At 52.8% G+C, this 18931-nt stretch carries 17 protein-coding genes; 6 read left to right on the top strand and 11 right to left on the bottom strand.

Annotated features, from left to right (window positions below; all coding sequences use genetic code 11):
• Positions 1-5: 5 nt before the first annotated feature.
• Positions 6-758, bottom strand: a complete 753-nt coding sequence (locus tag NSQ46_RS28060) for an AraC family transcriptional regulator (RefSeq protein WP_007130635.1) — start codon at positions 756-758, stop codon at positions 6-8.
• A 111-nt stretch (positions 759-869) separates the two neighbouring features.
• Between NSQ46_RS28060 and NSQ46_RS28065 the strand changes: the two genes are divergently transcribed.
• Positions 870-3158, top strand: coding sequence for a glycosyl hydrolase family 65 protein (locus tag NSQ46_RS28065; protein WP_144869588.1), 2289 nt, complete (start codon positions 870-872; stop codon positions 3156-3158).
• A 274-nt stretch (positions 3159-3432) separates the two neighbouring features.
• On the top strand, positions 3433-4107 hold the full coding sequence (gene pgmB / locus NSQ46_RS28070) for a beta-phosphoglucomutase (RefSeq protein WP_341341400.1): 675 nt from the start codon (positions 3433-3435) through the stop codon (positions 4105-4107).
• Positions 4108-4234: 127 nt separating this feature from the next.
• Here the strand turns inward: pgmB and NSQ46_RS28075 are convergent, their stop codons facing one another.
• The gene (locus NSQ46_RS28075; protein WP_341035068.1) at positions 4235-5473 is read right to left on the bottom strand and encodes a DUF4073 domain-containing protein; all 1239 of its coding nucleotides are present in this window, start codon (positions 5471-5473) and stop codon (positions 4235-4237) included.
• Positions 5474-5765: 292 nt separating this feature from the next.
• Between NSQ46_RS28075 and NSQ46_RS28080 the strand changes: the two genes are divergently transcribed.
• Positions 5766-6725: a phosphotransferase gene (locus NSQ46_RS28080; RefSeq protein WP_341034540.1), complete on the top strand. Its 960-nt coding sequence runs from the start codon at positions 5766-5768 to the stop codon at positions 6723-6725.
• Between the two features lie 29 nt (positions 6726-6754).
• A complete protein-coding gene (locus tag NSQ46_RS28085) occupies positions 6755-7261 on the top strand; it encodes a hypothetical protein (protein ID WP_007130640.1) in 507 nt (168 codons plus the stop codon).
• A gap of 4 nt (positions 7262-7265) precedes the next feature.
• Here NSQ46_RS28085 and NSQ46_RS28090 read toward each other — a convergent pair whose 3' ends face one another.
• From NSQ46_RS28090 to NSQ46_RS28100, 3 genes are all read right to left on the bottom strand, one after another.
• Complete coding sequence (locus tag NSQ46_RS28090; RefSeq protein ID WP_138919333.1) at positions 7266-7811, bottom strand: hypothetical protein; 546 nt, start codon at positions 7809-7811, stop codon at positions 7266-7268.
• Between the two features lie 297 nt (positions 7812-8108).
• Positions 8109-9239 (bottom strand): DUF4261 domain-containing protein, encoded by a 1131-nt coding sequence (locus NSQ46_RS28095; RefSeq protein WP_007130642.1) that lies wholly within the window; start codon positions 9237-9239, stop codon positions 8109-8111.
• A gap of 237 nt (positions 9240-9476) precedes the next feature.
• On the bottom strand, positions 9477-10337 hold the full coding sequence (locus NSQ46_RS28100; RefSeq protein WP_341034541.1) for an AraC family transcriptional regulator: 861 nt from the start codon (positions 10335-10337) through the stop codon (positions 9477-9479).
• A 128-nt stretch (positions 10338-10465) separates the two neighbouring features.
• On the opposite strand from NSQ46_RS28100, the gene NSQ46_RS28105 reads away from it, so the two are divergent.
• Positions 10466-11755 carry a Gfo/Idh/MocA family oxidoreductase gene (locus NSQ46_RS28105; protein ID WP_007130644.1) on the top strand — a complete coding sequence of 430 codons (1290 nt, stop codon included), beginning with the start codon at positions 10466-10468 and terminating at the stop codon, positions 11753-11755.
• A 66-nt stretch (positions 11756-11821) separates the two neighbouring features.
• On the opposite strand, the gene NSQ46_RS28110 is transcribed toward NSQ46_RS28105, so the two are convergent.
• Both NSQ46_RS28110 and NSQ46_RS28115 read right to left on the bottom strand, forming a co-directional pair.
• Positions 11822-12841, bottom strand: a complete 1020-nt coding sequence (locus NSQ46_RS28110; RefSeq protein WP_007130651.1) for a Gfo/Idh/MocA family oxidoreductase — start codon at positions 12839-12841, stop codon at positions 11822-11824.
• A gap of 39 nt (positions 12842-12880) precedes the next feature.
• Entirely contained in the window at positions 12881-13654 is a 774-nt protein-coding gene (locus tag NSQ46_RS28115; protein ID WP_007130652.1) for a sugar phosphate isomerase/epimerase, read from the bottom strand.
• A gap of 141 nt (positions 13655-13795) precedes the next feature.
• Between NSQ46_RS28115 and NSQ46_RS28120 the strand changes: the two genes are divergently transcribed.
• The gene (locus tag NSQ46_RS28120; RefSeq protein WP_028405938.1) at positions 13796-14614 is read left to right on the top strand and encodes an AraC family transcriptional regulator; all 819 of its coding nucleotides are present in this window, start codon (positions 13796-13798) and stop codon (positions 14612-14614) included.
• A 154-nt stretch (positions 14615-14768) separates the two neighbouring features.
• Here NSQ46_RS28120 and NSQ46_RS28125 read toward each other — a convergent pair whose 3' ends face one another.
• The 4 genes from NSQ46_RS28125 to NSQ46_RS28140 all read right to left on the bottom strand — a co-directional run bounded on the left by NSQ46_RS28125 (position 14769) and on the right by NSQ46_RS28140 (position 18895).
• Positions 14769-15617 carry an arylamine N-acetyltransferase gene (locus tag NSQ46_RS28125; protein WP_342577023.1) on the bottom strand — a complete coding sequence of 283 codons (849 nt, stop codon included), beginning with the start codon at positions 15615-15617 and terminating at the stop codon, positions 14769-14771.
• A 145-nt stretch (positions 15618-15762) separates the two neighbouring features.
• Positions 15763-16824 carry a trifunctional transcriptional activator/DNA repair protein Ada/methylated-DNA--[protein]-cysteine S-methyltransferase gene (locus NSQ46_RS28130; protein ID WP_342575557.1) on the bottom strand — a complete coding sequence of 354 codons (1062 nt, stop codon included), beginning with the start codon at positions 16822-16824 and terminating at the stop codon, positions 15763-15765.
• 307 nt (positions 16825-17131) lie between these two features.
• On the bottom strand, positions 17132-18001 hold the full coding sequence (locus NSQ46_RS28135; protein WP_342575558.1) for a carbohydrate ABC transporter permease: 870 nt from the start codon (positions 17999-18001) through the stop codon (positions 17132-17134).
• A gap of 18 nt (positions 18002-18019) precedes the next feature.
• Positions 18020-18895 carry a sugar ABC transporter permease gene (locus NSQ46_RS28140; RefSeq protein WP_007130657.1) on the bottom strand — a complete coding sequence of 292 codons (876 nt, stop codon included), beginning with the start codon at positions 18893-18895 and terminating at the stop codon, positions 18020-18022.
• Positions 18896-18931: the final 36 nt, after the last annotated feature.

The raw sequence follows: 18931 nt of genomic DNA on the forward strand, positions 1-18931 counted from the left end.
TTTCTTCATGTCGATATGGATTTGGCTCCGCTTAACCGGAACTGGCGCGGCGTCATCCCCGTAAAATTTCGGAACACCTGCGTATAATAGCTCTGGCTGCAGAACTTGAACGTGAATGCGATTTCGGAGATGGACTGATTCGTGTACACAAGCAGATGCTTGGATTCCTCCACCTTTCTCCGGTTAATATACGAGGTCAGCGGCATGCCGGTCTCCCGCTTGAAGCGGTCGGACAGGTAGCTCGGGTGAACGCCCAGATGGTCCGCGATTCCCTGCAGGGACAGCTCTTGAAAAATATGCTCGCGAATATAATAGATCGCCAGGTTCACAATATGCGAGTACGTCAGCTCTTCCTTCTCCTTGCGGATCATCGAGACGAACTGCACCAGCATCTCGTATTCGAATGCGACGAGACGCTCCACATCGCCGATCTTCTCGATTTCCAAAATAAGCGTGTCGCTGAGATGAAAGGCCGTCTCCGGATCGACTCCGCCCTTAATAATCGCCCGGGTAAATAACGTACAAGAGGCAATCAGCGCGTTCTTCTTGGAGCGGAGCGGATAGCTGGCCAAGACCGCGGCCTCGAGCTCATTGATCTTGCGCAGCATATCCATCGCTTTGGCCTCGTCGCCGAATCGGATCGCTTCCAGCAGCTCATGCTCGTAATCGAACGGCGGATGGATAAAATTGTCGCGTAAATACTGCATCCGGGAAGACAAAACAAAGGGCGGGTTTGCCGGCCGGGACAGCTCCTTCATTATTTGCACACCACCTAAAAATATTGATAAAAATCTGAATATTTTAGTATAATATAACCCTTTTTGGCTCTAAAATTCAAACATAACCTTGCTAGGGAGGAAGTGTACACGATGACTTGGAAGATTTCAAATTCCGAATTATCACAGCAGGCACTGCTCAATATGGAGAGCCTGTTCGCGCTTGGAAACGGTTACCTCGGCGTCCGGGGCAACTTCGAGGAGGGATATGGCCCGTCCATGTCGACCATTCGCGGAACCTATCTGAATGCTTTTCACGATATCATTGAAATTCCATACGGCGAGAAACTGTTCGCCTTTCCCGATACCCAGCAAAAGCTTGTTAACAATATCGACGCTCAAACCGTTCTCGTCTACTTGGACGACGAGCCGGAGCCGTTTCGTCTGGACCACGGCACGATTTCGGCCCATGAACGCCATCTGCACATGGATAAAGGCTATGCGGAGCGAAAGGTGCAGTGGACTTCTCCGTCCGGCAAAGAAATCCGATTGACGTTCCGACGCCTGGTGTCCTTCACCCGCCGCGAATTGTTTGCGATCCAGCTCCAGCTGGAGCCGGTCAATTTCAACGGCCGGGTACGCATCGTCTCGACGGTGAACGGTAACGTAAAAAACTACACGAACCCGAACGATCCGCGGGTCGGAGCCGGTCATGCGGAGCGGATGACCGTGATCGATGCCGGCGTTCGAGGTCAGGACGGCTACGTCATTGACGAGACGATGGCTTCCAAGCTGCGTGCGGCTTGCGTGACGCGTCACCGTCTGGAAGGCTCCGAGGCGCAGGTGCAGCTGGAAGCCGGATCGGGCGAAGTTCTGTTCACCGCTTCATTCCCGCTCTCCGGACCGGTTACTTTGACGAAATACAATATGTACACGGACAGCCTGCGTCATGGCTCGGATCTCGTGGAGGAGGGCATCAGGCTCCACGAGCGACTGCAGGATCTGTCGTTCGAGGATCTGGTCGCCGAGCAGACCCGGTATTTGGACAACTACTGGAAGTCCGCCGATGTCACGATTCGTAACGATGATCGTCTTCAGGAGGGCATCCGGTTCAATCTGTTCCAGCTGCTGCAATCCGCCGGTCGGGACAAGTACAGCAACATCTCGGCTAAAGGCCTCAGCGGCGAAGGATACGAAGGGCATTACTTCTGGGATACGGAAATTTACATGTTCCCGGTATTCCTGATGACTCAGCCGGACATCGCACGCCAGCTTCTGCTGTATCGTTACGCTGCGCTTGACCAGGCACGGGCAAGAGCCCGCGAGATGGGGCATAAACAGGGGGCCCTGTACCCGTGGCGTACCATTTCGGGAACCGAATGCTCCTCGTTCTTCCCGTCGGGAACCGCGCAGTACCATATCAGCGCCGATATCGCTTACAGCTATATTCAGTATTATCTGGCTGAACAGGATCAGGACTTCCTGTTGTCTTACGGTGCGGAGGTGCTGATCGAGACGGCCCGCCTCTGGGCAGACATCGGCCATTACTACAACGGGGCGTTCCACATCGATGAAGTGACGGGACCGGATGAATATACCTGCTGCGTGAACAACAACTATTACACCAACGTGATGGCGAAGCATAACTTGAAGTGGGCCGCCAAGAGCTGCTCGATCCTGCAAGACTACGATGCGGAAGGCTACAAAGCGCTCTGCGACAGACTCGGCGTAACCGATGCGGAAATCGCCGCTTGGGCCAAGGCTGCGGACGCGATGCTGCTGCCTTACGACGAGACGCTGGGGATCAATCCGCAGGATGACACGTTCCTGCGCAAAGCGGTATGGGACTTCGAGAACACGCCGGAAGACAAATATCCGCTGCTGCTGCACTACCATCCGCTGACGATTTACCGGTACCAGGTGTGCAAGCAGGCGGACACCGTGCTGGCGCATTTCCTGCTGGAGGACGAGCAGGATTTCGAGACGATCCGCCGCTCCTACGATTATTACGAGGGCATCACGACGCACGATTCTTCGCTGTCCTCCTGTATCTTCAGCATCATGGCTTCGAAGATCGGCAATATGGACAAGGCGTACGAGTATTTCATCGAAACCGCGCGCCTGGATCTGGACAACACGCACGGCAATACGAAGGACGGGCTGCATATGGCGAATATGGGCGGCACCTGGATGTCCATCGTATACGGATTTGCCGGGATGCGCATTAAGGAAAACGGGCTGTCCCTCTCTCCGGCCATTCCGAAGGATTGGGAGCAGTATGCGTTCCGCTTGAACTTCCGGGGCCGGCTGATCGGCGTATCGATTGAAAAATCAGGTGTGACGATCGAGCTCGTCGAGGGTGAACCCCTCGAAATCAAGCTGTATGAGGAGCTTGTGGAGCTGGCTTCCGGACAGCCGGTGAAACGGCCGCTTAAAGGCTAAACAGCTCAGGGTTTTAACTCAGCCAGAGGCTTGGCATGTCCACGGCTCGTACGACGCATGCGCCGGGAATCTCACCAGACATGTACCAAGCACAATCGCATACTGGGTACAAATTGCATACTGGGTACACATCGCAAAATTGCCGGGATTGACGCAACATGTTGCTGGTGAAGGTCCATGAAAGTCCATCCCCTATCGGCTGCCAGACTATTCAAAAGTGATAATCGGGAACATGACTTAGACATGTTTCCGTTGGTAGAAGGAGAAATGAACCATGAGCGAAGGAAGAACGCTTCAAGCCGTCATCTTTGACCTGGACGGCGTCATTACCGATACGGCCGAATATCATTACCAGGCGTGGAAAGCCATTGCCGCCGAGCTTGGCATTCCCTTCACCCGCGAGTTTAATGAGAACCTGAAGGGCGTCTCCCGCATAGACTCCCTGAAGCTGCTCTTAAGCCAAGCGGAAACGCCCGTCAGCTATTCGGACGAGGAGCTGCATCAGCTGGCGGAGCGTAAAAATAAGCTCTACGTCGAGCTGATCGAGACGATTACGCCGGCCGATCTGCTTCCCGGCGTCGCCGATTTCGTCGCCGCTATCCGGGCGGCGGGCCTGGCGACAGGCATCGCTTCGGCCAGCAAGAACGCCGTAGCCGTCCTTACCCGGCTTGGCGTCATGGATCGCTTCGACATCATCGTTGACGTCACGAAGCTGAAGAACAACAAGCCGGACCCGGAGATTTTCCTGACGGCGGCTGCCCAGCTTGGCGCCGATCCGGCCGCTTGCATCGGCGTCGAGGACGCTGCGTCCGGCGTGGAGGCCATCAAGGCCGCAGGCATGTTCGCGGTTGCGATCGGCCGGGCCGAGCATTTCCCGCATGCGGATATCGTGCTGCCTAGCACGTCGCAGCTTGACTTCCGCGAGCTGAAGCAAGCGTTTGAAGGGTAGCTTTGAAATAAGTATGGGAGTGTTCTCGAAAGAGTCTGGCGTTCTTTCGGACACTCCCATTTTTTATTCCAATGCCACCGTTGTCGATTAAATCGTTTTCTCTCTTATAACACTTGAATTGCAGATATTATTTTTTGAAAGTCACCTTTTTGGATAATCCGTCTTCCAGGTTCATCTCACCTTTATGGCGAACGAATACATTTTGGTTTCCTTCAAATGTTGGAGGGTTCTTCGGATCATAGTCTACCCAGCGACTTTTCCCATTCACAGAGTATTCCATGTATTGGGTAGCACCGATCAATTGATTTTTTTCGTCATCTGCTACTACATCGGGTGGTAATTGAACAACAGTACCATTGTGCACACCAAGCTCTTTAATAACTTTATCTGTTTTATAGTCATACGCCTTGATCTTTACATCATTTCCGTACACTTCAACCTGGAGGCCCTGTTTAAAATCATTGCCTGTCGAAACTTCACCGCCATTAGGCCCTGCCGATGCCCACCCCGCTTGAATCCCGGCTGTGTTCACAACGGTAAACCCACGTTGATCTCCACCTTCTACTACCTTTTTACCTGCCCAATCCGGAAGATTCAGATCCCAATGACTGTGGCTTGTGAAAAGAATGACTTGCGGATAATCCTTTAAGATTGCTTCTAATTTAGCCTGGTCTAAGTAGTCACCTGTATACGGCGATTGATTAGAGCCTGAAATCGTATCCTTTAGGATATGATGACTAAAGAGAAAGATCGGTTTATTTGGTTTTTTCTTTGAATATTCCTCAAGATTCTGCTTTAACCAATCAAGCTGCTCATCGCTAAGATAAACCTCATCCCACAAAGACTCATCATGATAGTGCATATATTTTTCGGTACCCAAGAAAAGGAACGGATATCCGTCTAACTCTTTTTTATGGTAGACTTTTTCCTCACCAGTAAAGTTATAAAAATTTTGGAACATTTCAGATTCCGGTGTATGATTGGGCCATGTGTCTTGTGCTAATTTGTTCGGTGTTGCCCATTTCGGTTTATAAAATTCATGATTTCCTATGCTGTACCATACATTTTCCGGGTGAGGATTACGATCTAACACTTGTTGTACGGCTTGATATTCGAAATCCCACCCTCGGTCCGTAATATCGCCATTAATGATTAATGCTTTCGAAGCAGGATTTACCTCTTTCATATCATGAAGCACATGCTTAAAGTCAGCGTAATCCCCTTGAATGTCACTAATGACATCAAAGGTAAGGCCTGGTTTTTTCGAAAATAGATGTTCATCCAGTTTTGCTTGAGCGGATCCTGAAACAGCACCTATATTAAAAAAAATAGATGTTGCCATAATACTTGTTAGCAGCTTCTTCATCATTAATTCCTCCTAGTAATGTTCATGTTCAGAATACTTTCGCAAAACAATGTATGCTTTAATGTATGCTTCTCTCTTATTGTAAACAGGAAATATTAAGCTAATATTCACTTAAAGTAAATCGTTCACATAATGAGCGGGAAGCCTTTTCAGAAGAGTTGCCGCCCCCTTGACTTGACAATCCGACATTAAAAAATAGTAGACTGATAGATACAGTGATTCCCATCATATGATAGTGGTTATGCCGTGGGCGGGAATCTATGACGAGTAGCGGAAGAGAGGGGAATGATCGATGGAACAGGCTGTTTTGAACCAAGGTGCCGGGAAATTCGGCAAGGGGGCGTATTCGTTAAAGCTGCTGGGGGGATTTGATCAGAGTGTATTCGAGTATGCCGGGGAGGATGGGTCCCGTTTCGTATTAAAGTTTCTGGATGCCGCCAAATACCGGAAGGCTGACATCATCCGGGAGCAGACCTGGATGGCCCATCTGGCAGGACACGGGCTTCGCATTACGGAATCCGTAACCTCGCGGGAGGGGCTTCTTATTGAAGAGGTAGCCCATAATGGGCAATTATTTTATGTGATCGCCTTTACGATGGCCCCGGGCCGGCCGTTAACCGATCTGGAATCGGACGCTGCCGTGATCGAGCGCTGGGGACGCGGTCTGGGCAGGATGCATGCGCTCGGCAAGCACGATTCCGCCGCTCTCCTTCACCAAATGGGCTTTGCCCATTGGAACAGCCATCCGATCTTTACGGATGAATTTCCGGCTGCCGCCGGCGAAAAGGTGCACACCCGTTGGAAGGAGTATCTAAAGGAGCTGTCCTCCCTCCCCCAAGATCCGCAAGGCTACGGCATCGTCCATAATGATCTGCATCATCGCAATTTCCATGTCCACGACGGCGACATCGTCTTTTTCGACTTCGGAGACATTGGCTATCACTGGTACGCTTACGATATCGCGATCTCGATCTATCATGCGGTACAGACCGTTCCCGGCCCGAGAAAAGCCGAGTTTGCCTCCCGCTTCTGCGATGCGCTCTTAACCGGATATCTTCAGGAGCATCCGCTCAGCACCGATTGGATCAAGCGGATTCCTTTTTTCATTGATTTTCGAAACGTATACTCCTTCGTCTACTTCTCCAAATACGTTGACTGGCATGAGCTCGACGAACGGACCCGGAAGTATCTCGCAGGGATGAAAGCCGATATCGAGGCCGGCACTCCGGTCGTTCATTTGCCGATATCATAATCGATAAGGAAAGCAGGACCTATTTCAAAATGAAATCAACCACGAAGCGAACACGGCGGACCCTCTTTCTTGCGGCGGGGCTGCTCCTCGCAGCCGCCTTGCTCTATCTGCTGTATCTCCGCCCCACACCGATTAAGACGGATTTCTTTACGACGGTCGACAACGAGCATACGATCATCTTCGAGGCGGTGAACGAAGGGATTGCGGACGTGCAGCTGCTGGACGTGCTCGTCAACGGCGGACACCGGCCGGTTAAGGCAGAGCTTGGCGTGAGCTACTCGCTGCACCTTGTCGGCGGCTCCAACCTGGAGGGCAATCCCGATATCGCGTTTGTCGGGCTCGGGGACATGCCCCTCCATCCGGACCTCTCCCCGGAAGACAAGCAGGCCGCGCTGAACCAAAGCCCCCGCATCCCGCTGAATTATGGGATACGCCTACTCCACGATGAGCCGATCCGGGCAGTCGAGCTGAAATATCGATACCTGGGGCTGACCTTCAAGAGGAATATCTCGATGGGGCGTTTTTTTCAAGAATAGCGTGTTAGTGGACAACTGACAGAAAGGCTGAGGGCAGGGCGGTCTTAATGTCCTGTTCCCATTTCGCATTGGCTGCCTCGTCCAAGCTTTCCCGGTGCCAGTATAAAATCAGGACGTTCGCAAGCTCATGTTCATTCGGGACCTGCATATTATACACATCCTTCTGCTTATGGAAATCAGCCTGGCCTTGGATGCGTTCTTCTTCCGTATCAAAAATGTACACCGAAATTCGCTCCTCGATGCCTGAGCCTTCCGGCTGGTTCTCATCCAGTGCATACATCATGGCTTGCACGCCACTTAGCACCCAGTCCGGGCTGATGTGCTTGGAGCGGAGGTCGATCCCTTGCCCCTTCAATGCTTCTTCCACATCCTCAAGCGTAAACCGTACCTCAGTGGCCTCCCCCGCGGCGGATGAGTCCATCGGGTTATCAGCCTGAGCCCGCCCTTCGGTTTCCTGCTTCGTAACAGGCCCCCTCGATTCCGCCTGGAAGCATCCTGCCAATGCGAATAGGGCAACCCATAGAAGGGTAAGCATCTTCAACGCTTTCAAAATCATGCACCCCTTTTGCTCTTTGCGATCCCGTTCATTAAGGTCTTCTACATTTTTTTAGGCTATATCTTATAGACTCCGGAACGAAAGGCAAGGTTTCAGGTTATAACCAAAAAAAATCCCCTCCTATTTATGTGACCAGCTGTGCTTTGTTAAGTTGATATTCACGTGTTTTGGCAGCAATGTTACTTATAAACAAAGAGCCTTCACCGCGCTAACGGTAAAGGCTCTTTGTTGCAACCCGGCATGGCTGCGGATCTTCACGGCAAGCGAAGAACCATGGCCAACAGCCTTGGATTAGTACTGAATTTTAAGCGTGTCCCCATGAACATACACGCCCTCGGAGCGGGTAATCGGCAGCTTATGCTCAGCCGAAAATCCGATGGTTTCCCCAGCCCTTAACGTGACGTCCTGCTCAACAACATACAATGAAATATCCATCAAGAATTCACGGAGCTCAGCCGGGGTTACCTGGCTGTCCAGCACCTCAATTTCGTCCTTGCCTAAAGCTCTCAGCCCATAGGTATATCCGCTCACTCCCGATTCCGTTCCGACCAAACCGAAGTGAACCAGATTTAACAGAGGAAATAGATCTTCCTCCTTCATCAGCTCTGCCATATCGACAAAAATCTCGGGCTGAAATACCGTTCCGGATGAATAAAGCCCCACCGCATTGGGCAGCTTCAAACAGCTTGCCGCCACTTTCGCATACATTTTTCCGCTGTCCAGCGGAGAACCTGTGCGTGTAAATACCGCCACGATCAGCTGCGCAACATGGGTCTGGGTAACCGCAGCCGCCTCGGGCCACAAATAGTTTCCTTGCGCGTAATGCTCAGCCTCTCCATCCGGAACCGGAGCCTCAACGAAGCTGACCGCAGCCATACAGCCCTCTGCCTCAAAAACCAGAATGCCGTCCTTCTCCTTACTGGAGGCACCATCTTCCTCCTCGGGGGACCAGGTGATATTCCAGTCATGCCGGAGATTGGCCTTGATCTGTTCCAGATCACATTCCGGGGAGTTCAGCAGAACAAACCCGTTAAAGATGCCGGATCCGGATGATTCATCTGGCTCGGCCTTGCTGTCCTCTGCGGTTTCTTGTTCATAGGCTGCCGCCTGCTTCATCCAATACTCCCGGATCATTTCGACCATAGCTATGGCCTCCTGCTCTGCTGTTGCGGGGTTGTAGGGCTGCATCTCGCTAAATACATGTCCGCAGTGGTCAGTATCAGAGGAGCTTTCATAGCCGCCGCAGACGCCAAGTAACCATTTCCCGAGCATGGACTTCTTATATTTAAATATGTAGTAATGCATATCGTGGAGATCAAATTCTCCGGCTATTTCGATTCTGCTGGGCTTGTGGCCGAGCTCCTGTTCATGGGCCAGCCATTCGATCATTGAATCCGTGGCCGCTTGCTGTTGAGCTGTCATGTATTCCTCTCCTTAATTTCATCTAGGATTGCACCTGTTATATTCTACCAGCCCCCAGCAGGTTCAGCAACAGAACGGCAGATGGCCAGCCAATCCACACTCCCGGAGGCTCTGGGGCGGTCGCTGCGGCGACATGTATCCTCAACACATGCGATTATGTCAAAACGCACTCACCATTCCCCTCCCCCAGCTCCCTCTTATGCAAGCAAACCAATCAAGCTCTCGGTCCCCTCATCCCTACGGCCTGTACTGCCGGCGATATTCCCTTGGCGACATGCCGACGATCCGCTTGAACACTTTCCCGAAATGCGAGAAATTGCCGAATCCGGCATGCAAGGCGACATCCGTTACGGAATCGCCGGATTCGCGCAGCAGACGCTGTGCTTCTTTGATCCGCAGCAGATTCACGTAATCGCTGAAGGTAAAGCCTGTCATCTGTTTAAACAACCGGCTGAGGTAATACGGGCTGATCCGGAAGTCTTCGGCGACACCGGTCAAGGTGACGGGGCTTTGGTAGTGCCGGTTCAAATACTGCACGATCGCCTGGGCTTTCGGATGAAGAGCCGGCTCGGTGTCCGCCGGGCGGACCTGGCCCAGATGCCGGCCCCGGTAAGCTTGGAGCAGCAGCTCCAAAGCGCGATGTCGCAGCAGCTGGCCGCTCCCCGCTTGAGGGCGGACCATCTCGCCCACCATCTCGTCCACGATGCGCCGGATCGCTTCTCCTTCGGCGGTTGGAAGCCGCAGCAAAGGAACCTCCCAGCGGAAGGGCTCCAGCAAGCTCTCCTCGAGCTCGGACGAAACCGATAAATCGCCGAATAAGCCTGGGCTTATATACAGGACGACCCGGTCGTGGTCGGGCCGGCCGCTGTCCAGCGTCTTATGCACCGCATTCCGGTCGACGAATACGAGGTCCCCCGCCATCACTCTGTACGAGCGGTCCTTAATAAAGTAAATACGCTCCCCGGACAAGAGATAATACAGCTCATAATGGTCATGAAGATGATCGGTCGCCATCGAGAAATACCCGATCCGGCGATCATATTCAATATCCAGGTATCCGCCCGGATCGCGGTACTCCGCTTTGAACGGTCTCACCATGCGCTCGCCCCCTCTTGTTCTGAATTATAGCAAAATATGCGGTGTTTGAAAGCGATTACGCATAAAATGCGGAGAAAGAAGTGTTCCCTTGTTATAGGCTTGAGCTATATTCAAGGAGGCGATTTAAGATGAGCAGCAAAAAACGCTATGTCCTGGTCGGAACCGGGGGCCGGGCCGAATTTTTCTACGGTGCGCTGGCGGAGCATTTCCGCGATCAATCCGAGCTTGCGGCCTTTTGCGATATCAACCATACCCGCATGAACTATGCCAACCGGCTGCTTCGCGAGAAATATAACCACCCCGAGGTGCCAACCTACGGCGCCGATCAATTCGACCGGATGATCGAAACGGAGAAGCCGGACTACGTCATCGTGACAAGCATTGACAGGACGCATCACAAGTACATTATCCGCGCCATGGAGCTCGGCTGCGACGTCGTAACGGAGAAGCCGATGACCGTCGACGAAGAGAAATGCCAAGCCATTCTGGATGCCGCCAAAAGGACGGGCCGAAACATCCGGGTCACCTTCAACTATCGCTATGCGCCCCATCATACCAAGGTGCGGGAGTTGATCATGAACGACACCATCGGACAAGTGACGTCGGTCCATTTCGAGTGGCTGCTCAATACGCGCCACGGCGCAGACTACTTCCGCCGCTGGCATCGGGATAAGCGCAATAGCGGCGGGCTTCTCGTTCATAAATCCACCCATCATTTTGATCTGGTCAATTTCTGGATCGGGTCTCAGCCGGAAACCGTGTTTGCTTTTGGCGATCTCATGTTTTATGGAAGGGAAAATGCGGAAGCCCGCGGAGTAACGCAGTTCTACAACCGGGCGACCGGAAATCCGGTCGCCAAGGACGATCCCTTCGCGCTCCATTTGGATTCCAATGACCATCTGAAGGCGATGTATTTGGATGCGGAGCAAGAGGACGGCTACCAGCGGGATCAGAGCGTGTTCGGGGACGGCATTAATATCGAGGATACGATGGGCGTCCTCGTCCGTTACCGCAACAAAGCCATCCTGACCTATTCCTTGGTCGCCTACCAGCCATGGGAGGGATACCGCCTTGCCATCAACGGGACCAAGGGCCGGATCGAGATGTCGGTCATCGAGCAGTCCTACGTCAACTCGGGAGGAGATAAGAAGCTGGAAGGCGCGTTGAAAGGAAAAAGCCTCCGCGTACTTCCGATGTTCGGGGCTCCGTATGAAGTTGAGGTTGAAGAAAAGGCAGGCGGCCACGGCGGCGGCGATCCGGTTCTGCTGAACGATCTGTTCGGAGAGGCCGCGGAGGATCCATTCCACCGCGCGGCCAATCATATCGATGGGGCCCGATCGATCCTCACGGGAATTGCAGCCAACCGCGCCATCGCAACCGGTATGCCGGTTCATATTCATAGCCTGGTCCGGTTCTAGGAGGGCATAAAAAGGCCGGTCTTATGGATCTAGGATCCTAAGACCGGCCTTTTTTGATGTTCAATATTACAGCTTCACGATTTTGCCGGTAGCCTGGGATTCGAACGCGCCCAGAATTACGTTGAGCGAACGGAGACCTTCTTCGCCGGAAATCCGCGGAGGCGTATTGGTCAGGATGCACTCCACGAACTCGTCGATAACGCCGCTCGGCACCTGCTTCTCGTTCGTTGCCATCGCACCGACTTTATATGTCTCAACCGTGCCGTCGGTCAGCTCGACGATCACTTCGTCGCCATGAACCGTACCGATCTTCATGGCGCCCTTCTCGCACCAGAGCACGGTGCCGTTGTCGCCGGCCCGGTAATGCGTCCAGCTCGCCATCAAGGTGCCTACGGCCCCGCTCTTCATGCGCACGATACAAGTCGCATTGTCGTCCACGTCGGTGCCTTCTTTATGAACTGTGCCGATGAAGCCGGCAACTTCCACGATTTCATCGTTCAGCAAGTAACGGATGAAGTCGGATTTGTGCACGCCGAGGTCGCCCATGGCGCCCATAACCGCTTCCTCCTTGCGGAAGAACCAGCTGTCGCGTCCGTCCAAGCTCCATCCCTCCGGACCGCCATGACCGAAGGATGTACGGAAGGTCAGCACTTTACCAAGCTTGCCGGAGTCCAGAATTTCCTTCGCCTTCACATGCGGAGGCATCAGGCGCTGGTTGTGTCCGACCATCAGATAAACGCCGTTCTTGCGGGCAGCCTCGATCATCTGCTCCCCTTCTTCGGCATTGGAAGCCATCGGCTTCTCGACCAGCACATGCAGGCCGGCATTAGCTGCCGCGATCGTCATTGGCGCATGCAGGTAGTTTGGTGTACATACGCTTACGGCATCCAGCTTTTCATTCTTCAGCAGCTCCTGGTAGTCCGTGTACGCCGTACCGCCGTACTGGGCCGCCATTTCTTCGGCACGCTCCTTCACCGGATCGGCGAAGGCTACCAGCTCCACGTTCTCATTGTTGGCATACTCAGGAATATGTCTGCGCTGGGCGATCGCGCCGCAGCCGAATACAGCTACTCTAATTTTGCTCATGAACAATTCTCCTTTTCCTCGTTCTCAGGTACGAATTAATTAAAATTGGTTCAAATAGTTCTGCTTCAGCCAGTTCATGCTGTTCTCCACGCTTTGGAGCGGCGGATTCTGGCATACGTCCTGCTCAACGATCAGCCATTCCGTGCCTGCATCGGATGCAGCCTGAATGACGCCCGGCAGGTTTACGTCGCCCTGGCTAAGCTCCAGCGTCTTCATGTTCCCCTCAGCATCCTTGCTGAAGTCCTTCAGATGGAGAAGCGGCAGACGGCCGGCATATTTCGGAATATAGGCAAGCGGGTCCTGACCGGCAAATTGTACCCAGCATACGTCCATTTCCACTTGCACAGCTTCAGGTGAGGTTGCCGCATACATGGCATCAAATACGAACGCTCCATCCACTTTATCTTCAAATTCAAATGCATGGTTGTGATAACCGAAGATAAGACCCTGCTTGCGGGCTTCAGCCCCTACCTCTTCCAGGAACGCGAACAGCTTCTTCCAATCCTCGGCATTCTCGCGGTCCTCCGGAGCAACGTATGGACACATCATGTATTTCGCGCCGATCGTCTTCAGGTAATCGATCTCCTTCTGCAGATCCTCGCGCAGCAGATGCAGACCGACGTGGCTGCCGATCGCTTTCAGTCCGAGTTCTTGAAGAAGCGTTTTCATTTCTTCGGCGGGAATGTCTCCGTAGCCTGCAAATTCAACACCCTCATAACCCAATTCCGCCACCTTGCGGAGCGTACCGCGGAAATCCTGTGCCGTCTCGTCGCGCAGCGTGTACATTTGCAAACCGATATTCATTCTTCTCATGTTTGGCGCACCTCGATTCAAAATTTGGGTTAATGCTCAATCTGCTACTATCATACAAGGAAATGGGCTAAAATGAACATAAACAATATGGCTGCAACATGAACTATCTGCTTATATTTTTCACTGGAGGTTTTGGCCATTATGGATGCAAGACTGCTGATCTGCGACTATTCGTACCACTTCCAGCAATTCAGCAACAGCCATCGGGGCGGCTTGACGAACTATTTGTTTCGTCTGCAGACGGAAGGATCCTGTGAGGTGTACTGCAACGGAATCGTGCACCATGTGCAGGGGGGAGATCTGCTGCTGCTGAAGCCCGGCGACGAGTACGAGCTGCGTGTCAAGGACGGCGGCGGGGAAGGCCGCGTGTCCAGCGGGGATTATTTCATATTTTGCGATGGGGCATGGATCGATGAATGGTGGGGCCGGATGCAGCGCCCGGTCGTCAGCCGGATCGGGCTGGACGATCATCTGCTTGGACTATGGAGACATCTCCTCTTGGAGAAACGGCGCGGAATGGACGGGGAAAACGATGAAATGACAGGCTACCTGCTGCGCGGGCTGTGCCTCAGCCTGGATCGCGCCATTACCGAGACGAAGCCGGCCGACCGCCTCGCCTTTACAGCCCTCCGGCTGAAGCGGTTTGTGGAGGAGCATGCCACGGTTACCTTTAAGCTGGAGGATGCGGCAAAGCACGTCGGCCTGAGCCTGTCGCGGGCAGTCAAGCTGTTCAAGGAGTATTACGGCAAGACGATGATTCAATATGCTTTGGAAATCCGCCTCAACGCGGCCGTTGAGCGGATCAAATACAGCACGATGACGCTGGAGGAAATCGCGGAAACCTCGGGGTTCGCCAGCTATTCCTACTTCCACCGCGTCTTCCGCGCCAACTACGGCATGTCGCCGGTTAAATTCCGGGAAGCTGCCACCGTCCCGGCGAGTCCTGAGCGCCTCATTTGAGTGTATTCTTCAACGAATACGCGGCCTATGAGCATTCTTCAACCAATGGCGGCAGCCTATGAGTATTCTTCAACTTACTGACGGCAGCCCATGAGAATTCTTCTACCAACTGGCGGCGGCCTATGGGATTTCGCTTCTATGAAAAGAGGCATCATTATTCCTTCCATATATCCACCCCCAGCTGCCGGAGAACATTAACCGCCTCTTCTACCGGCAGCTTGGGGAGTTTGAATTCTTGATTGATGACTTCACGTAATTCTCCAAGATCCGACAATACCCGCTTCTCGACCGTTCCATCGATATACCGGATGCTCAAATCATTGTTGACCAAGGACAGCGAACGCTGCTGATCCAGCTGCCAAAGCTGGCAGCGCAAGGTCGAAGTAAACATATCATCCGGCTTGAAATATTGCCGTATCGCAGGCTGAAAATCGTCATATTGATAGGTTTTTCTCGTATCGAAGGTCCACAAGAGATCCGTTTGCAGCTTGCCGTCGACATACCGGTAATACGCATAGGTTCCCGGTTCGTCGGCTGGACGTAATCTTACTTCAATACCGGCATACGCTGACACGTAATCGGGCTCGCTCATCAATCGAACCGGCTGAAAGAATGGTGCCGCATTCCCGCAATCCACATAGACCTCTTCCTCCTCATCAGGAAGCTGAACGAGCAATCCGACATGCCCGCCTCCAAGAAACGTGTAGCGGCTGCGAAAGCCAAGCTGTGTCAACAGCTGATGAAGGCTGCTGTTGATCATGTAGCAGGTCCCCCCCATATTGAACTGCAGCAGATGATCCACGAACCGCTTTGCATCTTCCTGGAGGCTTCCTGTTTGATGATACTCATGGAATCGAAGGAGTGTACTGATATTCTCAAACGGAATCCGGTTATGATGCGCCGTGCAGATTTCTGTTAAATACGAATAGGAAGGCTCCTTTAACGGAACTTGAATATAGTTCAGATAATTCGTGACCCATTGGGGTAATCGTTCTTGATCCATCACGATGATCAGTCTCCCTTCTCCGATAGCGGAAGCTATGCTCTTTATTTTAAAGACTTTCCATCTGAATACATCATACGAACGACTACTTAATCGATACAAAAAAAGTCCGGCCCGAGCTAAGACCATTCCCTACGACTTAAGTCTAATTATCAGCTCCGGCCCCCATCGCCCTCTCATGGTTTAACAGCCACTGCTTGCGCGACAATCCCCCGCCGTACCCGCCCAATTCACCATTCGCATTGATCACGCGGTGACAGGGTATGACAATCGCGAGCTGATTCGCCCCATTCGCCTGAGCAACAGCACGATACGCGGTTGGCCTTCCCATCGCTGCCGCGATTTCACCATACGAAGACGTTTGACCGGCAGGAATCTGTAATAATCGATCCCAGACTTCGGTTTGAAACGGCGATCCCAACAAGCGCAAGGGGGTCTGAAACACCGTTAATTTCCCGTCAAAATACTCGCCCAATTCACGCTCAATCGAACGGAGGGGAGCGGTGCAACCCGGAATGATTGCCGAACGGGTTCTCCGCCGAAGGCGTTCAACCTCGCGCTCCAGCCCCCTGCGATCAACGAATTCAAGCAAACATAACGCTTCCTCGTCCGCAATCGCGATCATCGGCCCGAGGCGCGTGTCCAGCCAGGAAGCTCTTAGAACACAGTGATCGCCGGACCGGGTAGGCGCTGCGCCCATAATCCGGGAAAAGGCATCCCGAAACCCGCTGCTGGACTCGTAACCGGTCGTCAGTTGGGCATCGATGACGGCATGTCCCTCCCGGATCTGCTTCAAGGCAAGCCCCATCCGCCGCGCCCTTGCATATTCGACGAAGGTCATCCCGAACCGCTTTTTGAATTGGCGCCTCGCCGTTGAGGCATCCACCGACAGATCCTGAAAGTCCTGGTTGGTCCATCTCTTCTCCGGGTTTGCCTCCACCGCGTCTACAAGCAGCCGAACCAGGTCGGACACCTGATTGGGATGCGAAAGCGGCCGGCATCGTTTGCAGGGCCTGTAGGAAGCAAGCAGCGCTTCTTCGGCCGTCCCAAAAAATTCGCAGTTCTCGATTTTCGGCTTCCTTGCCGGGCATGTCGGGCGGCAGAATACGCCGGTTGTCTTGACGCCTACATAAAAGACGCCCTCGTATTCCGACTTCTTCTCCAGCAGCGCCTGGTAATATTCCTGTTGATTCGAGGCTGATATCATGCAAAATTCCTCCCGTATCCTTTGTTGGCACGCCATGTGCGACCGTGGTTCATGTTGTGAGCTGCTTTGGGGTAATCCAGGCACCGCCATTTGTTCTCATTATATTTCTTCTGCAAGCATGACATCGCCGAAAATCGTGCATGAATTTTTTAAAATTAACACGTTGAATCCACCGCCATCAACAAAAACCCTCTTCCGAATGAATCGGTAGAGGGTTTTCAAGATGCATATGAAGTGGAACTTCCTGAATCCATCGACTGTATTCCCGCTATACGGTACAGGTTTGTTAATTTCCCTTGCAGCTGACTTAACCTTTAATCGAGCCGGCCACCATGCCCTTCATGATCTGCTCCTGCAGGATCAGGTAGGCAACAATGGTCGGAATGACCGCGATGGCCATAGCTCCCATCGTCAACGCATAATCCGTACCGAAGCCGTCCGAGAAGAGCGACAGACTGAGAGGCAGCGTCTTCAGCGCTTGGGTATTGATAAAGACGAGCGCGAAGGAGAAATCGTTCCAGAACCGCAGGAACGCCAGAATCGAAATGGTTGCCACGATCGGCATACAGAGCGGAAGAATCATTCTGCCAAAGATTCCCCACCAGCCGCTGCCGTCGATCATGGCCGCTTCCTCGATCTCCCTTGGAATCGATGACATATAAGCCATCGACAGGAAGATTGCGATCGGCAGCTCGAACGCCGTGTAGGGAAGAATGAGCGCCCCGTACGTATCGAGCAGGCCGATGTTCTTCATCATAATGAACAGCGGCACAAGCGTGCTTTGAATCGGGATCAGCAGGCCTGTCGTGAACAGAACCACGACGGCCTTTTTGAACGGGAACTGGAATTTGGACAGCACATAGGCAGCAAGAACGCTGAGCAGAATCGTCAGGGCGACGGATATAATGGTCACCACGGTCGAATTCAGCATCGCGCGGCCCATATTTCCAAGCTCCCACGCCCGGAATATGTTCTCTGACATCCATTCCTTCGGCAGGCCGTAAGGATTGGTAAAGAAATCCTGATTGGATTTAAACGCGCTCGTAAAAAGCCAGTACAGGGGGTAGAGCGTAAGAATGGCGTAACCAAGCAGCAGCAGTTTGACGAACCCGGATAATCCCTTCATGATCGTTCTTTTTCCCGAAGCGCTTCCGATACCGGTTGTCTGTAAATTCATGTCGCTCACTCCTTCCTGTTAACTTGACTTTCTGCGCGTTGCAAAATAGTTGATGGCGATCAGGATCGCGCTGACAATCATGATCATGGTGGATACGGCCGAGCCGTAACCGTAACGATAGACGCTGAACGTGCTGTTGTACATGTAGGTGGCAAGCAGCTCCGTCGATTGCGCCGGTCCGCCGCCCGTCATGACGATAACGTGGTCGAACGCCTTCAAGCTTCCCGAAATGCAGAGCACGATGGTAACGACGACCGTGCTCCAGATCATCGGCAGCGTAATGTTTCTCAGCTTGTTCCAGCCCGAGGATCCGTCGATTTTGGCTGCGTCATGAATCTCCGGGGAGATGTTTTGCAGCGCTGCGATAAAGATGACCAGATACGGGCCGACGTTGGCCCAGTTGATCGGAATCGAAATCGCCAGCATATTCACCTTCGGATCCGACAGCCAGGCCCGGGTCCACGATTCCAATCCGAGCATCTCCAGCACGTGGTTCGCAATTCCGAACTGCGGGTGGTAGATGTACCCCCAGATGAGGCCGACAACCACCGTGGAAAGAACCATCGGCATAAATACGGCCGAACGGATGAACCGGCTGAAGAGCGAATTTTTAAACAGGACGATCGCCAGAACCAACGCGATGGGCACCTGACCGATAATCGAGGACACGACCAGGATCAAGTTGTTGCGAAGAGCGCGCCAGAAGATCGGATCCTTGAACATCTCTTTATAATTATCAAGTCCGATAAACGTGGCTTCACCAAACCCTTTCCAGCTGAAAAATCCGTAATAGGCCGACCAGAACACCGGGATGATGACAAATATCAGAAACAACAGAAGCGCAGGAAGAAGCGCTATGGCTATAAATCCTTTGCTTCTCATCGCTGTAGGCATGGCAGCCTCCTCCTCCTATCCTTATCCTTAAGCATG

It is taken from the genome of Paenibacillus sp. FSL M8-0142, assembly GCF_038597315.1.
Classification (GTDB): Bacteria; Bacillota; Bacilli; order Paenibacillales; family Paenibacillaceae; genus Paenibacillus_AQ; species Paenibacillus_AQ lactis.

Bases quoted from the DNA above. Each gene is read 5' to 3' on its own strand.
- NSQ46_RS28060 (WP_007130635.1), bottom strand. From the start codon at position 758: ATGAAGGAGCTGTCCCGGCCGGCAAACCCGCCCTTTGTTTTGTCTTCC.
- NSQ46_RS28105 (WP_007130644.1), top strand. From the start codon at position 10,466: ATGAGCAGCAAAAAACGCTATGTCCTGGTCGGAACCGGGGGCCGGGCC.
- NSQ46_RS28135 (WP_342575558.1), bottom strand. From the start codon at position 18,001: ATGAATTTACAGACAACCGGTATCGGAAGCGCTTCGGGAAAAAGAACG.
- NSQ46_RS28100 (WP_341034541.1), bottom strand. From the start codon at position 10,337: ATGGTGAGACCGTTCAAAGCGGAGTACCGCGATCCGGGCGGATACCTG.
- NSQ46_RS28130 (WP_342575557.1), bottom strand. From the start codon at position 16,824: ATGATATCAGCCTCGAATCAACAGGAATATTACCAGGCGCTGCTGGAG.
- NSQ46_RS28125 (WP_342577023.1), bottom strand. From the start codon at position 15,617: ATGGATCAAGAACGATTACCCCAATGGGTCACGAATTATCTGAACTAT.
- NSQ46_RS28140 (WP_007130657.1), bottom strand. From the start codon at position 18,895: ATGCCTACAGCGATGAGAAGCAAAGGATTTATAGCCATAGCGCTTCTT.
- NSQ46_RS28075 (WP_341035068.1), bottom strand. From the start codon at position 5,473: ATGAAGAAGCTGCTAACAAGTATTATGGCAACATCTATTTTTTTTAAT.
- NSQ46_RS28085 (WP_007130640.1), top strand. From the start codon at position 6,755: ATGAAATCAACCACGAAGCGAACACGGCGGACCCTCTTTCTTGCGGCG.
- NSQ46_RS28115 (WP_007130652.1), bottom strand. From the start codon at position 13,654: ATGAGAAGAATGAATATCGGTTTGCAAATGTACACGCTGCGCGACGAG.
- NSQ46_RS28120 (WP_028405938.1), top strand. From the start codon at position 13,796: ATGGATGCAAGACTGCTGATCTGCGACTATTCGTACCACTTCCAGCAA.
- pgmB (WP_341341400.1), top strand. From the start codon at position 3,433: ATGAGCGAAGGAAGAACGCTTCAAGCCGTCATCTTTGACCTGGACGGC.
- NSQ46_RS28110 (WP_007130651.1), bottom strand. From the start codon at position 12,841: ATGAGCAAAATTAGAGTAGCTGTATTCGGCTGCGGCGCGATCGCCCAG.
- NSQ46_RS28065 (WP_144869588.1), top strand. From the start codon at position 870: ATGACTTGGAAGATTTCAAATTCCGAATTATCACAGCAGGCACTGCTC.
- NSQ46_RS28095 (WP_007130642.1), bottom strand. From the start codon at position 9,239: ATGACAGCTCAACAGCAAGCGGCCACGGATTCAATGATCGAATGGCTG.
- NSQ46_RS28080 (WP_341034540.1), top strand. From the start codon at position 5,766: ATGGAACAGGCTGTTTTGAACCAAGGTGCCGGGAAATTCGGCAAGGGG.